The sequence below is a fragment of the Leucobacter muris genome (assembly GCF_004028235.1).
GTDB lineage: Bacteria > Actinomycetota > Actinomycetes > Actinomycetales > Microbacteriaceae > Leucobacter > Leucobacter muris.
The window spans coordinates 1,065,094-1,079,457 of sequence record NZ_CP035037.1; the positions used below are offsets into that span (position 1 = coordinate 1,065,094).

Sequence of the window (14,364 nt, forward strand, 5' to 3'; positions counted from 1 at the left end):
GCCGCCCGCTACCGGGCTCGGTCGCGCCGGGCCCGGCTGACGTGGCTGCGCGCGTGGGCGGCGGCCGACTCCAGATCCTCGAAGAGGTGATTCTGGTGACGCAGCGACGAGATCACCCCGACCCGTTCGGCGATGCCGTGCTGATCGGGGCGGATGCCCTTGATCAGCACCGTGATCCCGCGGCGCTCGAGCGAGGCGATCAGCTCCGAGATGACCTGGGCGCCGGTGGCGTCGAGCAGCTGCAGCTGCGACATGCGCAGCACGACGACCTCCACCTCCTGCAGGCGCGAGACCCGCTCCAGGGTGCGCTCGGCGGCCCCGAAGAAGAGCGCCCCCTCCAGCCGCAGCACCGCGATCCGCTCGTCACCCGGCTGCGCCGCACCCGGCAGCTCCTCCCGGTGCACGCCGCTCGTGCGGGCCAGCTGCCGCAGCGCGAAGAACCCGGCGACGAGCAGGCCGATGAGTACCGCGTAGATGAGGTCGACGCTGACCGTCACCACCGCGGTCAGGCAGAACACCACCGCGTCAGCCCGCGACGCCCGCAGGATCGTGCGCACGGTTCGCGGAGCGATCATGCGGCACGCCGTGACCATGAGCACACCCGCCAGCGCCGCCAGCGGGATGCGGGATACGACGGCCGACCCCACGAGCACGACGACGAGCAGCAGCAGACCGTGCGTGATCGCGGCGACGCGCGTGCGCGCGCCTGCCCGTACCCCGACGGCGGTGCGGGCGATGGCGCCGGTCGCGGGCATGCCGCCGAAGAGGCCGGCCGCGATCGACGCGAGCCCCTGGCCGACGAGTTCGCGGTCGGCGTCGTACGGGCCGGTGTCGGCCATCGTCGCCGCGACGCGGGCGGAGAGCAGCGACTCGATCGCGGCCAGCGCGGCCACGGCGAACGCGGGCCCGACGAGCGCGGAGACCGTCGCGGGATCGAACGCCGGCAGGCTCGGTGCCGGCAGGCCCGCGGGCAGCGCGCCGATCGTCTCGACCGGCAGCCCGAACAGCGCCGCGACCATCGCGGCGATCGCGATCGCGAGCAGGGATCCCGGGAAGCGGGGGTGGACTCGCATCGACACGAGCATCACACCGACGACGATCGCGACGAGCAGCAGCGACGAGCCGACCTCGGGCCAGCTCGCGGCCATCAGGCTCTGCGCGGCGGCGACCGCGGCGTTCGTGCTCTCGGGGGCGCCGGCGCCCGTGGCGGTCGGCACCTGCTGCAGGAAGATGATGACCGCGATGCCGAGGGTGAACCCCTCGATGACCGGCCAGGGGATGTACGAGACCGTGCGCCCGAGGCGCAGTGCGCCCGCGGCGAGCACGATGAGCCCGGCCATGAGGCAGACGAGGGCGAGCGCCCCGGCGCCGTGGGCGGCGATGATCGGCGCCAGCACGACGACCATGGCCCCCGTGGGCCCGGAGACCTGCACGTTCGAGCCGCCGAACACCGCGGCGACGATCCCAGCGATGATCGCGGTGACCAGCCCGCTCTCGGCGCCCGCGCCGGAGCTCACGCCGAACGCGAGGGCGAGCGGCAGCGCGACGATGCCGACGGTGATGCCCGCGAGCAGGTCGGTGCGCCAGGACCGGCGGGCTTCGCGGTAGTCGTCCGGCGACGGCAGCAGGGAGAGCGCGGCCGAGCGGAGGTGCCCGATCGGCGCGCTCATCGCGTGGCGCCGACGGGGGCCGGATCCGCCTCCGGTATTGCCGGGAGCCCGTTCTGCTCGACGAGCTGGCGCTGGGTGGTCTCGAGGATCTCGCCGAGTAGCGTGCGCGCCACCCGCAGTAGATCGGCGACCTGAGGGTAGGCGAGGCGGTAGTAGACGAGGCTGCCGCGGCGCTCGGATACGACGAGACGGTTTCTGCGCAGCACCGCCAGATGCTGCGAGACGTGCGAGGCCTCCAGCTCGGTCGCGGCGAGCAGTTCGGACACCGAGACCTCGGGGGCTGCAGACAGCACCTCGAGGATGCGGATGCGGATCGGGTGCGCGAGGCCCTTGAACAGGCCGGCCTTCACCTCGTAGAGCGGTCGGTTCGGGTCGCTCAGCATTCGTCACCCTCCCGGTGCTGCCGTTTCGCACCACAATATGATGGATTTATCATATCGCAATTTTAAGCCGATCCGATGCCGGCTCCGACCCCGACCCCGATGCCGGCCCCGCGAGCACAGTCTGGACAGCGGCTCGATACCGTGATTGACTGCCATATAGATGTGGCCTTTGTGTGGGGCGGACGGGTGCTGCGGCGCCGGGTCGCGGCCTTCGCCGGCCGCTCCGGGTTCTCCTGGCACCGTCGGCATCTGCCTCGGTCTCGCCGGCCTCGGGTTCTTCCTCTTCGGGGCGCTCAACTTCTTCACGCACATCGGCCTCATCATCAACACGATGGGGTGAGCACAGCTGGGTTTCGCGGAAGCAAGTGGTGGGTTCGTGCGCGGCGTCGCCGCTGCGGGCGCGGCGGCCGTCTTATTCGCGGCGATCTTCTACCTTTCGGGCGCTGTCGACGTGGGTGCCGACGTGATGTTCGGCACCAGGATCCTGATTACCTGCGCCTGCTATGCGCTCGCGCTCGCGCACCCGGCCGCGCGACGTCTCCTCCGCGACTACTGGACAGCGCTGCGGAGCCTGCGCTGGGGGATGCTGCTGCTGCCGGTGCTGTGCGCGCTGGTCGGAGCCCAGCTGTGGCTGTTCTCCTGGGCACCGCTGCACGGCCATGCCCTCGACGCGTCGCTCGGGTTTCTGCTGCTGCCACTCGGCATCGTGCTCGGCAGCAAGCTCCTCCTGCGGGCCGAGGTCACGCGGATCCAGTGGGCCGCGGTCGGCGCGGCTGCCGTAGCGGTCGGGCTGAAACTCGCATTGACACCGGAGGTGTCATGGGTGACGGCCGCGATCTGTCTCGGCTACCCGGCCTATTTCGTGTTGCGCCGCAGATACGGTCTCGACAATCCGGCCGCGTTCGGCGTCGAGGTCGCCGTCATCGCTCCGGTCGCGATCCTGCTGATGCGGTTCGGCGGGCCGTTTCCGGACGGTGCCACCGAGCGGTTCGCGCTGATCGGGGTCGGGATCGCCGGGGCGACGGCCATGTTCGCGTACCTCGCTGCCGCGCAGCGCCTACCGCTCCCGGTATTCGGAGTGCTCGGGTATCTGGAGCCGGTGCTTCTCGTGGTGGTTGCGCTGCTGCTCGGCGAGCGGCTGCACGGAAGCGACCTGCTCACCTACGGTCTGCTCGCGGTCGCACTCGGCCTGCTCGCGGTCGAAGGGTTCCGGAATGCCAGATCCCCGGTCGGCGTGCGGGACGATCCCGCTGTGCGACCAGGTACTCGTCCGCGCCCCCTCCGCCGCCGACGCTGATGTGCACCGGGCTCTCGGGATAAGACGCACACGATCGCGAACTCGGCCCCACCCTTTCGCGCACAGCGGGCCCGGATCCTCCCCGAGGGGCTGCGCGGAACGCGCAGGATCCGTATGATGGGTAGCCGTCGCCCCGCCCCTGCGGAGCGGCGAAGGTGTGCCGGGAAGTCTGGTCGGCGAATATCGACGAACGAACCAGAAATCGGAAGGCTGCATCGAATGAGTGCTGCGTATCTCACCCGAGGCGACCCGCTTCCCGGCGCCGACGCGCCCCCGGCGCCCCGAGGCGTCGAATGCCCCCGAGGCCTGTTCTGGGGGGGGCGACCTCACCGAGTGCACCACCCGCAGACAGGCGCGTCGAGCGTGGCATGAGGCGGTGCTCTCGCTCAAGTCAGAGCTCGATGCGCACCCGGAGATCCGCCGCGTCTGCATCGCTTGCGCACGACCCCGACACTTCCCGCACTCGATGCTCGTCGGGCTCCCCGAGGGGCTCGCCCTCAAACTGCACAACGACCTCGAACGCGATCGGGGTCGATATCTCAACACGCTCGTGCTCGACGTCACGGGGTGCGATGATCCCGCGCTCCTGCGCGAACGCCTCTGGGAGGCGCTCTGCACGAAGGCCGCATGGAGCGACCTCACCCTGACCTGGGAGCAGGTCGCGGAGAGCAACGTCCACGAGGCCTGGACCCTCGCCGCGCTCTGAGCGCTCCGACAGCTCCGCCCTCGCTCCTCGACCGCTCCGACCCACGTGGAAGGCCCTCCGCCTTCCGTACCTCATCCCGCACGGAGAACCCATGACAGAGTCCAGTGAGCGCGCCACGCGCTCGTTCCCCCGCTACGGCTCCTTCGCGGAAGCCGGCCGCATCGCCGGCCTCCTGCGCCGGGAGACCGTCGGCGGCATCCTGCTCGTGGCGGCCGCGGCCGCGGCGATCATCTGGGCGAACACGCCCGCCGCCGACGCCTACTTCGCGATCCGCGACTTCGAGATCGGCTACGAGCCCTGGCATCTGAGGCTCAGCCTTGGCGCCTGGGCCGCCGACGGACTGCTCGCGATCTTCTTCTTCCTCGTCGGGCTCGAACTCAAACGCGAGTTCGTCGCGGGCGACCTGCGCCGGTTCGGCACAGCCGTGGTTCCGATCGCGGCCGCGGCCGGAGGAGTGGCGGTGCCCGCCATCCTCTACGCTCTCTTCGTACGCGGCGAGGCCGGCCTGAGCCAGGGATGGGCGATCCCTACGGCGACCGACATCGCATTCGCGGTGGCGGTGCTCGCGATCATCGGCTCGAATCTCCCGAGTGCGCTGCGCATCTTCCTGCTGACGCTCGCCGTGGTCGACGACCTCATCGCCATCAGCATCATCGCGATCTTCTACACCGATCACATCGAGCTCATCCCGCTCGGAGTCGCCCTCGCGGTGATCCTGGTCTACGGGTTCATCGCCCAGCGGTACCGAGGCTTCTTCGGCATGCGTCCATTCGCCGCCTGGGCGATCCTCCTCCCCATCGGGGTCGTCGCCTGGGGTTTCATGCACGCCTCGGGCATCCACGCCACCATCGCGGGCGTACTGCTCGGGTTCACGATTCCGGTTCGCCACAAGCCGGACGCGGGCGACGCGCTCCAAGAGAAGCACGGTCTCGCCGAGGAGTTCGAGCACCGCTTCCGGCCGCTCTCCGCAGGGATCGCCGTGCCGATCTTCGCGTTCTTCGCCGCGGGAGTGTCGGTCGGCGGATGGGAAGGCGTGCAGCGCGCGTTCGCACACCCCGTGACTCTGGCGATCATCGTCGCCCTCGTGCTCGGCAAACCGCTCGGGATCGTGCTCACGACCTGGACGCTCTCGAAGGTCGCGCGCATCAGGCTCGATCCGGAGCTGCGGTGGATCGACATCGTGGGGGTCGGCCTGCTCGCGGGCATCGGGTTCACGGTGTCGCTGCTCGTCGCAGAGCTCAGCTTCGAGGCCGGGTCGCCCGAGCATGACTACGCCAAGGTCGCGATCCTCGTCGCGTCCGTGGGCGCAGCGCTGCTCGCCGCCGTGCTGCTCGGCGTCCGCAACCGCGGATACGGCAAGATCCTCGAGCGGGAGCGGATCGACCTCGACGGCGACGGGATCCCCGACGTGTACCAGCAGGAGCGGCGCGACGAGTGGTTCAAATCGGCACCCGGGCAGGGCGGCCGCTGAGCGCTGATCGTGGCCCCGCGCAGCTGCCGGAGCCGCACACGGTGCGCCGCGAACGATGCATCAGCGCTCGGTCGGTCGGTATCCGAGCGGCATATGGGAGACGGGGTCGAGGCCGCTCAAGGTCGCCCAGCCGTCGGCGAGAAGCGCAGCGTCGCTTCCCGGCTCGGGGCGGTTCGGCAGATCCTCCACGGCGAGGCGCACGTAGTCGTCGTCCTGCTCGGTCAGCGTGGTATGCACGATCCCGAACGGGGCGAGGGACGCTTCGACGACGCCCCGGTTCTCGACGGCGTTCGGAACGTTGAGGTTGACGACGGTGCCCCGGGGGCGGCCGAGCAAGAAGGGCAGCACGCCCATCGCCACGTCGGCCGCGGCGTCCCAGTGGTACCTCGTCGGGTGCAGACCGACGTCGAGCGACACCGCCGCCCCCCCATGCCCCGTTCAGGCCGCCGGTGAGCGCCGCGCCCACCGTGCCGGAGTGGAGAACGGCCCGGCCGACGTTCGCACCGTGATTGATCCCCGAGAGCACGAGGTCTGCGGGTTCTCCGAACGCCCCGCGCGCGGCGATGAGCGCGACCAACCCCGGCCCGCCCCTCACGGCATACGCGGGAGTCCCCTCCAGCTCGGGAAGCTCGCGCCGCTCGATCGCGATGCGACCATCCTCCTCCGCCGCCATGATCGAGGCGCTCGCCCCGCTCGACTGCCGTATCGGCGCCGCCACCACGATGTCGAGGCCGGCTCCGCGCGCGGCGCGGGCGAGGGCGGCGAGGCCGGGGGCGTCGATGCCGTCGTCGTTGGTGATCAGTGTTCGAGTCATGCGGAGCCCTCCCGCCCGTCGCCGGTGCCGGACTCGCCGGCCTCCCCGGGGCCTGCGAGCGCGGCGAGCTCATCCGGACTGACGCTCCCGCGCTGCGCCGGTCCGCCGCCCCTCTCCTGCGCGACGTCGAGCGCGCGCACGATCACCGCCTCCCTGAGCCGCGCGATCGTCGCGGCGTCCCCGGTGCCCAGTCCATGGCGGGTGACGTTGAGCGCGCCCGCCGCAGCCCCGGTGACGACGGCCTCCCGGGCGGTCTCGCCGTCGGCGATCCCCGCTGCGATCCCGGCGGTGAGGGAATCGCCGGCGCCCCGGGTCTCGGCCGCCTCCATGCGCGGGCTCTCGACCTCGACGAACCCATCGTCGTCGAGCAGCAGCAGGGGATCGCTCGAACGGGTCACCACCACGACGGCCGCACCGCGCTCGCGCAGTTCGAGCATGGCCGACTGGATGCTCTCGGCGGATGCGTCGTCGACGCGTCCATCGTCGAGCAGCTCCTCGTGGCTCACCTTCAGCACGTCGACCCCGCCCGCGAGCGCAGCGTCGAGGCGCGCGCCGGCCAGATCGACGATGACGCGGGCTCCTCCCGCGCGCAGATCGGAGGCCAGGCGCCGATAGGTGTCGACGGGTACGGCCGCTTCACCGGCAGGGCCGCTGAGGATCGCGAGACCGGCGCCGAGCCCCTCGCGCAGGGTCGCCCCGTAGAGTTCGTCGAGATCGTGGCGCGCGAGGGGCTCGCCCTCCGTCTCGGCGATCACGCGGCGTTCGCCCCCGCGGCGATCGTGCACGTAGGCCGAGGCCTTGCCCGGGCGGTCGATGCTCGAGACCGAGAACCCCTCATCCTCGAGCAGATGCCGCAGCACCGGCCCGAGTTCTCCGGTCAGCGTGCAGCACATCCTCACGCGCACCCCCAGCCTCCGCAGCATCCGCGCCTGCCACACCCCCTGACCGCCCGCGTGGAGATGGATCTCCGGCTCGTCGCCGTGCTCCTCGATCGTGACGGTGACGGTCGGGGACGGTGCGAAGATCGTGACCTCTCTCATGGGCGGCAGCGTATGGCACAGGGGTGCGGGGCGGAACCCCTTGCAGAGGCGTCGTCGGGCGGGGTATGGCCGCCGGAGACGCCCGTCGGCTGCGCCGTCAGCTCTCGAACCCGCGACGCGCGACGATCAGAGCGGTTCCCAGCCCGACCAGCAGCAGTGTCGCTGCGAGGGCCGACGGGTACTGAGCCGGAGGAACGCCGGTGGCCGCGAGGGCGCCGTACCCGGGCGACCGATCACGGGTCGCGCCGGCGTCGACCGGATCGCCGCCGCCGCTCGTGGACCGGATCGCGAGGGCGAGGGTCGAGGCCCCGCCGTGCGATCCGTCGGGGAGGGTGAGCGTCGCGGTGATCGAGTCGACGCCTTCGGCCGAATCGGCCGGGATCGTGCCCGTGAGGACGACCGTGCCGTCGTGCGCCACGGTCGCGTCGGCGATCCCGGCCTGCAGCGACCGCAGTGCGACGTGCACCCGTGATCCGGCCGGCAGCTTCGCGGCGCTCACGGTGATGTTCGCCCCGGGCTCGAGTACGCTGCCGTCGGCCAGTTTGGCCCGCTCCGACGTGAACGACGGCTCGAACGCATAGGGGGTCGCCGCCGTGGTCTCCGAGAAGGCGCCGGGGCCCGCGGGGTCGACGGCCGCGACTCGGTACTCGTAGACGCCGCCGTTGCGGAGGCCGGTCAGGGTCGTGCGGGTGCCGACGCCGATCGAGCGCTCCGCTTCCCACGGTCCCCCGTCGATACGCTGCTCGACGACGTAGCCGACGATGGCCTCGCCTCCGCTCGGAGGTGCGCTCCAGGTCAGCGTCGCCTCGCCGTCCCCGGGAAGGGCGCGAAGCCCCGTCGGGGCGGTCGGAGCGGCGGCGGCGATGTCGACGGTCACCGATGACACGACCGCGACGCCCATGACCGTCGCCGCGGCGGTGAGTCGGCGGGGGCCGACCCCTGCGGGAACGAGCGATCCCGCGTCGATCAGGTCTCCCGCAGCATCGCTCGTCCACGCGACGGGGCTCCCCAGATCCGACCCGGCGGGATCGAGCACACGTACCCCGGCCAGCGGCAGCGGGACGCCGACGCGGCCGATCGTCGGGATCGCCGACGTGTCGACGCTCGCCGGGGCCGCGGCGAAGATCGTCGTGTGCTCGCTGACCGGGGTGGTCGCATCGAACCACGCCCCGGTGCCGTCGCCCCGGGTATTCCACAGCGAGCCGGCAGGGGGAGGGGGAACGGCCCGGTGGCCGCTCGCGAAGTCGGCCGCGAAGAGGCGGTGCGAAGCGTCGCCGCCTCGGCCCTGACCGTCGAAGTCGACGCGGTAGGAGCGCCCCAGCACGTCGACGTCGACGTGTTCCGCCGCGAGGGCGATCGCTCCCCGGTTCTCGATCTGACCGGCGCCCTGAATCCTCGCCCCCTCTGCGGGGTCGCCCGCCCCGCCGAGGATGCGCCCGGTCGGCGAGACGGTCATCTCGGCGTTCGGGGCGTCGCTGTCGGCGATCTGCACGAAGCCGGACGGCAGGAAGAGGTCTCCGTCGATCCTCACCCTGCCGAATTCCGCCGACAGATCGTCCCTCGCGTCTGCGCCGATGGCGGTGCGGCCGGTTCCGATCGCGGTGACCGTGGCCCCGGGGCCGATGGTCACGTCGGCCCCCGGGCGCTCGGTCGAGTACCTCGTACTGCCGATCCCCGCGGCCTGATACCCGCCCGTGGCGACGAGCTCGCCCCCGGAGACGACGACGGGCCCTCCGGCTCCGCCGTCGTAGCCGCCTCCGATCGCGGCGCCGAAGTCGCCGCCCTGCGCGGTCACCCGGCCTCCGGCGATGGTGACCGGACCCGGCGAGCTCCAGTTGCCGCCGCCGATCCCGGCTCCGCTGTACCCTCCAATCGCGGTGACCTCACCGCCGGAGACGGTGATCGGCCCGGACGCGGAGGTCTGGTTGCTGCCGTTGCCGATGCCGGCGCTCTGATAGGCCCCTTCGGCGTGCACCTGTCCGCCCGTCACGACGAGCGTTCCACCGGCTTCGCGGTACGCCCCTCCGATGCCGGCTCCGGTCGGCCCCGTATAGGGGTCTCCGCTCGCCCTCGCCACCGCGACCACCCGACCCCCGTCGACCCTCAGCACGGCGCCCGTCGTCTGGATGCCCGGCCCGCCCGCCGCCCCGGCCCGGCTCTCCAGAGTGCCGCCCGTTCCGCTGTCGGTGATGGTCAGCTCCGTGCCCGGGGCGAGACGGATCCCGGCGGCCTCGAGCCGGTGGCCGGCGAGGTCGAGCGTCACGCTCGGCACCATCACCTCGAGCGCGTCGGGGCCGGTGCTCAGATCGTCGCCGAGCGCGATCAGCGCCGGGGAGCCGCAGGTCAGGAGGCATTCGCGCAGGTCGGCCGCGTCGTCTCCGGGAGCGGCGAGGGCGGGTGCGGCGGGTGCGACGAGCAGCAGCGCGATGGCGCTGACCGCGGAGCGGCGGAGCAGGGCGGAAAGCGACATGAACGGGGCTCCTCGGCGGTGCGGGTGAGATTAAGTGGGGAACAATGTCCAGATAGTAGTCTTCGCTGCCCGCTTTTGCAATCGCGGTCCATATACTCGGATCATGGTTGACGGAAGCGCGCGCCGCCGCGCCGAGCGCGTGGAAGTGAGGCGCAGCCGAGAGCGCATCCTCGCCGCCGTCGAGCGCCTCTGCGAGCGCGGCACCGCAGAGCTGACGATGAGCGCTGTGGCCCGCGAGGCAGGGGTCGGGAACGCCACGCTCTACCGCCGATTCCCGGACCTCCGCGCGCTGCTCACCGCGCTCCACGAGCAGCTCATGACCCAGTTCGACACGATCGCGCTCGAGATCGCGAAACAGCCGAGCGGGTGGGACGCGGTCATCACCGCGATCTCCGGGATCGCGCGCACGCTCATCGAGCACCCGGCCATGCCGCACGTCTACCGGCGCCTCGCGCAGCTCGACCCGGAGTTCAGCCTGGGCGCGCAGTGGGATGAGCCGCTCGCCGCCGTGGTGGCGGTCGCCCAGGGCGAGGGGTCGCTCCGCGCCGACGTCGACGGCAACGACATCGCCATCGCAGCCTTCCGTCTGGGAGAGTTCGCGCACCACCCCGAACCCGAGCGCAGCGCGCTCGTCGCCCGGCAGCTGGCCATCACCATCGACGGGCTGCGCGCCGCCGCCGCGGTGACGCCCGTTCCGGGCCGGAGCATCGGGCGCGAGGCGATCGACCAGCTCATCCGGCTGGAGGGCGAGTCCGCCACCCGCTAGGCCGGCACCCGCCTGCACCTGCACCTGCACCTGCACCTGCACCTGCACCTGCACCTGCACCTGCACCCGCCCGCACCCCTCCCGGCGAAAGGCGAGTTTCGCCTGAGGACGCCGGTGCGGAGATGCGAAACCCACCTCTCGGCGAAGGGGACGCGAGTAGGCTGAGTGGTCATGAAGCGGGTCGTGGTCGTGGTGCTCGAGGGGGCGAAGCCCCTCGACGTCGGCATCCCCGCCCAGGTGTTCACGACACGGGCGAGCATGCCCTACTCGGTCGACGTCTGCGGGGTGCAGCCCGGCCTGATCGCGGGCGGCGACGGTCTCTCGTACCACGTCGAGCACGGGATCGAAGCGCTCGACACCGCCGATCTCATCTTCGTGCCCGGCTACCGGCACCCCGACCGCGAACCCCCGCCCGCCGCGCTCACCGAGGCGCTGCGGGCCGCCCACGCGCGGGGCGCGAGGCTCGCGGCCATCTCAACCGGGGCGTTCGCGCTCGCCGCCACCGGGCTGCTCGACGGCAAGCGTGCCACGACTCACTGGCACTACTCGCGGATCCTCGCCGAGCGTTTCCCCGAGGTGCGGGTCGACGAGCGCGTGCTCTTCGTGGACGAGGGCTCGGTGCTCACCTCGGCGGGCGCCGCGTCGGGAATCGATCTCTGCCTGCACATCCTGCGCAAGGAGGCCGGCATGGCGGTGGCGAACCACGCCGCGCGGCGGCTCGTGGCGGCCCCCTATCGCAGCGGGGGGCAGGCGCAGTACGTGCCGCAGAGCGTGCCCGAGACGCACGGGGAGCGATTCACCCAGACCCGCGAGTGGGCGCTGCGGCGCCTGCACGAGCCCCTCGATATCCCACGCCTCGCGGCCCACGCGCGCGTCTCGGAGCGTACCCTCTCGCGGCGCTTCCGCGACGAGACCGGGTACACGCCCATGCAGTGGATCATGCGCGCCCGTATCGATCGCGCGCGCGAGCTGCTCGAGGAGACCGACCTCGCCGTCGAAGAGATCTCGTCGACCGTGGGCCTCGGCACGGCGACCAATCTTCGCCGGCACTTCCGCGCCGTGCTCGGCACGACGCCGAGCGACTACCGCCGCACCTTCTTCCGCACCTCCTGATCGCGCGCGGAGCGCGCGAAAGCGAACACCCGACCAACTTGGCGAGATCCGTTCGAAGGCTGGCATTCAGGCCACTGGACGCGGTGCGAAAATCGCGGCACTCTGGTGAGAGGCAATCCGAGAGAAACGCTCGAGAGAAACGCTGCTGAAGGAGAAAGTGAAACCATGACCGCTCGTGTGGCTATCAACGGCTTCGGACGTATCGGACGAGGAGTGCTGCGCGCAATCCTCAAACAGCAGAGCGACATCGAAGTCGTCGCGGTCAACGACCTCACCGACGGTGAGATGCTGGCGCACCTGCTCGAGTGGGACAGCGTCTACGGCCGCCTGAAGCGCGACATCTCGTTCGAGGACGGCGAACTGATCGTCGACGACCGCCGCATCAAGGTGTTCGCCGAGTCCGACCCCGCCAAGCTGCCCTGGGGTGATCTCGGCGTCGACGTCGTGCTCGAGTCGACCGGCCGCTTCACCAAGGCTGAAGACGCCCGCAAGCACATCGAGGCCGGGGCCAAGCGCGTGCTCGTGAGCGCCCCCGCCACCGGTGCGGATCTCACCGTCGTGGTCGGCGTGAACGACGACCTCTACGACCCCGAGAAGCACCAGATCATCTCGAACGCGTCGTGCACGACCAATGCCTTCGCGCCGCTCGCGCAGGTGCTCGACGACCTCGCCGGCATCACCCAGGGCTTCATGACCACGGTCCACGCCTACACGCAGGACCAGAACCTCATCGACGGCCCGCACAAGGACCGTCGCCGCGCCCGCGCCGCCGCCCTCAACATCGTGCCCACCTCGACCGGAGCGGCGAAGGCGATCGGCCTCGTGCTGCCCCAGCTCGACGGCAAGCTCTCGGGCACGTCGATGCGCGTGCCGGTGCCCGTCGGCTCGATCGTCGAGCTGAACGCCGCCGTCTCGCGCGAGGTGACGCGCGAAGAGGTGCTCGAGGCCTACCGCAGGGCCGCGGCCGACGGCCCGCTTCAGCACGTCTTCGAGTACTCCGACGAGCCCCTCGTCTCATCGGACATCGTGGGCAACGCCCACTCATCGATCTTCGACTCCGAGCTCACCGAGGTGCAGGGCAAGCACGTCAAGGTCACCAGCTGGTACGACAACGAGTGGGGCTTCTCGAACCGAGCGGCCGAGATGCTGGCCAAGCTGGCCGACTGACCCGCCCCCAAGAACCAACGAACCCCGGCGTGTGCCCGCGCCGGGGTTCGTTCTTCTCTGCGTCGCACGCGATCCACGAAGCGATACACCGGGAACCCGGGGACGTGAATCGGCAACCGGCCGGGGCGCGGAAGACGAGTCGTGCGACGCCCGGGGGCGCTACCGGCGCCGGATGCGCAGTACGAGCGCGGTGATCCCGCGCCACCCGAGCAGGAAGACGCCCAGGGTGATGGCCGCGACCAGCACGAACGCGGGAGCCGTGCCCTGCCCCGAGAGCAGCCGCAGCCCCATGCCGAGCACCAGCGTGCCGATCCATACCGGCACCCCCGAGCGCAGCAGGCTCGCCGGCCGCTTCCAGACGAGGCCCCACCCCCAGACCAGCAGCAGCCCGACGAGGAACGGCCACGCGGTCTCGAGCAGGCCGAGCAAGGTCGCCTCGCGGGCGTGGTTGCTGCGGCCGAGACCCGCGAACAGCAGCACGAGCGCCGCGTCGGCCGCGAGGGCGAGCGCCGCGAGGCCGACCGCGGGCCGGACGGTCGAATCGGGGGAGCGGTCGGTCATCGGGCGGCCCCGGGGGACGGGGATCCGGCGGCTCCGTGCTCGCGATCGATCGTCTCGATCACCGCATCGTGCAGGGCGCCGTTCGTGGCCAACGAACTGCCGTTCCACGCGCTCTCCGACCCCTCGATGTCGGTGAAGCGCCCGCCGGCCTCGCGCACGATCGGCACGTGCGCGGCGAGGTCGTACGCCTGGACGTCGAACTCGGCGACGATGTCGACGAGGCCCTCGGCGAGCAGCATGTACGACCACGAGTCGCCATAGGCACGATCCCGCCATACGCGCTCCTGCAGGCCGAGCAGCGAGTCGAGATGACCCGCGCGGCGCCACTGATCGATGCTCTGGAAGCTGAGGGAGGCGTCGGAGAGATCGCGCACCCCGCTCACGCGGATGCGGCGCGGAGCCTCGCCCCGATCCTCGCGCCACGCGCCGCCCGAGACCTCGGCGAACCAGCGCGAGCCGAACGCGGGCATGCTCACCACGCCGGTGGTCACGACGCCGTCGACCTCGAGCGCGATGAGCGTCGCCCAGTTGGGCACGCCGCGCAGGAAGTTCGCGGTGCCGTCGATGGGGTCGATGATCCAGAGGCGGGAGCCCTTCTCCTCGCGGCCGGACTCCTCGCCGAAGAAGCCGTCGCCCGGGCGGTCGGCCTCGATGCGCTGGCGCAGCGCGCGTTCGACCGCCAGGTCGGCGTCGGTGACGTGAGTGCGATCCGGCTTCGTGTCGATGCGCAGATCGGCCGACCGGAACCGGGCCAGCGAGATCGAATCGGCGAGGTCGGCGAGTTCGAGCGCGAAGGCGAGATCGGCAGAGGGCGTGGGGAGCGGAGCGGACATCGAGCGCCTTCCGTGAACAAGCGGTGAACCGGGATCGGATACGAGAAAAGCCCCACCCTGAGGTGGAGCTTTT

General features: G+C 71.4%; 14 protein-coding genes and 1 pseudogene. 7 read left to right on the forward strand and 8 right to left on the reverse strand.

Annotation, left to right across the window (positions count from 1 at the left end; translation table 11 throughout):
• Positions 1-8: 8 nt before the first annotated feature.
• Positions 9-1,670, reverse strand: a complete 1,662-nt coding sequence (locus tag Leucomu_RS04995; RefSeq protein ID WP_128386523.1) for a SulP family inorganic anion transporter — start codon at positions 1,668-1,670, stop codon at positions 9-11.
• Positions 1,667-2,053, reverse strand: a complete 387-nt coding sequence (locus Leucomu_RS05000; protein ID WP_017885141.1) for an ArsR/SmtB family transcription factor — start codon at positions 2,051-2,053, stop codon at positions 1,667-1,669. Before Leucomu_RS05000 ends, Leucomu_RS04995 begins: the two co-directional genes overlap by 4 nt.
• Before the next feature lie 169 nt (positions 2,054-2,222).
• Between Leucomu_RS05000 and Leucomu_RS15145 the strand changes: the two genes are divergently transcribed.
• The 4 genes from Leucomu_RS15145 to nhaA all read left to right on the forward strand — a co-directional run bounded on the left by Leucomu_RS15145 (position 2,223) and on the right by nhaA (position 5,527).
• Positions 2,223-2,393 carry a hypothetical protein gene (locus Leucomu_RS15145; protein WP_164884472.1) on the forward strand — a complete coding sequence of 57 codons (171 nt, stop codon included), beginning with the start codon at positions 2,223-2,225 and terminating at the stop codon, positions 2,391-2,393.
• 36 nt (positions 2,394-2,429) lie between these two features.
• Complete coding sequence (locus tag Leucomu_RS05005; RefSeq protein WP_128386524.1) at positions 2,430-3,350, forward strand: EamA family transporter; 921 nt, start codon at positions 2,430-2,432, stop codon at positions 3,348-3,350.
• 466 nt (positions 3,351-3,816) lie between these two features.
• Entirely contained in the window at positions 3,817-4,056 is a 240-nt protein-coding gene (locus Leucomu_RS05010) for a hypothetical protein (RefSeq protein WP_128386525.1), read from the forward strand.
• A 91-nt stretch (positions 4,057-4,147) separates the two neighbouring features.
• A complete protein-coding gene (gene nhaA / locus Leucomu_RS05015) occupies positions 4,148-5,527 on the forward strand; it encodes a Na+/H+ antiporter NhaA (RefSeq protein ID WP_128386526.1) in 1,380 nt (459 codons plus the stop codon).
• A 60-nt stretch (positions 5,528-5,587) separates the two neighbouring features.
• Here the strand turns inward: nhaA and Leucomu_RS15450 are convergent, their stop codons facing one another.
• The 4 genes and pseudogenes from Leucomu_RS15450 to Leucomu_RS05030 form a co-directional block, all read right to left on the reverse strand.
• On the reverse strand, positions 5,588-5,944 hold the full coding sequence (locus Leucomu_RS15450; RefSeq protein WP_228407398.1) for a hypothetical protein: 357 nt from the start codon (positions 5,942-5,944) through the stop codon (positions 5,588-5,590).
• A gap of 76 nt (positions 5,945-6,020) precedes the next feature.
• Positions 6,021-6,341: pseudogene (locus tag Leucomu_RS15455) on the reverse strand (5'/3'-nucleotidase SurE); the annotation flags it as partial.
• On the reverse strand, positions 6,338-7,381 hold the full coding sequence (locus Leucomu_RS05025; RefSeq protein ID WP_128386527.1) for a PfkB family carbohydrate kinase: 1,044 nt from the start codon (positions 7,379-7,381) through the stop codon (positions 6,338-6,340). The gene Leucomu_RS05025 and the pseudogene Leucomu_RS15455, both read right to left, overlap by 4 nt.
• A 97-nt stretch (positions 7,382-7,478) precedes the next feature.
• Positions 7,479-9,851 carry a fibronectin type III domain-containing protein gene (locus Leucomu_RS05030; protein WP_128386528.1) on the reverse strand — a complete coding sequence of 791 codons (2,373 nt, stop codon included), beginning with the start codon at positions 9,849-9,851 and terminating at the stop codon, positions 7,479-7,481.
• 103 nt (positions 9,852-9,954) lie between these two features.
• Between Leucomu_RS05030 and Leucomu_RS05035 the strand changes: the two genes are divergently transcribed.
• The 3 genes from Leucomu_RS05035 (at position 9,955) to gap (ending at position 12,897) form a co-directional block, all read left to right on the forward strand.
• Positions 9,955-10,617: a TetR/AcrR family transcriptional regulator gene (locus Leucomu_RS05035; RefSeq protein WP_081611698.1), complete on the forward strand. Its 663-nt coding sequence runs from the start codon at positions 9,955-9,957 to the stop codon at positions 10,615-10,617.
• A 171-nt stretch (positions 10,618-10,788) separates the two neighbouring features.
• Positions 10,789-11,730, forward strand: coding sequence for a GlxA family transcriptional regulator (locus tag Leucomu_RS05040; protein WP_017885132.1), 942 nt, complete (start codon positions 10,789-10,791; stop codon positions 11,728-11,730).
• A 165-nt stretch (positions 11,731-11,895) separates the two neighbouring features.
• Complete coding sequence (gene gap, locus Leucomu_RS05045; protein WP_031290289.1) at positions 11,896-12,897, forward strand: type I glyceraldehyde-3-phosphate dehydrogenase; 1,002 nt, start codon at positions 11,896-11,898, stop codon at positions 12,895-12,897.
• A 159-nt stretch (positions 12,898-13,056) separates the two neighbouring features.
• Here gap and Leucomu_RS05050 read toward each other — a convergent pair whose 3' ends face one another.
• The gene (locus Leucomu_RS05050) at positions 13,057-13,458 is read right to left on the reverse strand and encodes a DUF3054 domain-containing protein (RefSeq protein ID WP_017885130.1); all 402 of its coding nucleotides are present in this window, start codon (positions 13,456-13,458) and stop codon (positions 13,057-13,059) included.
• Positions 13,455-14,291 (reverse strand): inositol monophosphatase family protein, encoded by an 837-nt coding sequence (locus Leucomu_RS05055; protein ID WP_017885129.1) that lies wholly within the window; start codon positions 14,289-14,291, stop codon positions 13,455-13,457. The genes Leucomu_RS05050 and Leucomu_RS05055 overlap by 4 nt, the downstream gene beginning before the upstream one ends.
• Positions 14,292-14,364: the final 73 nt, after the last annotated feature.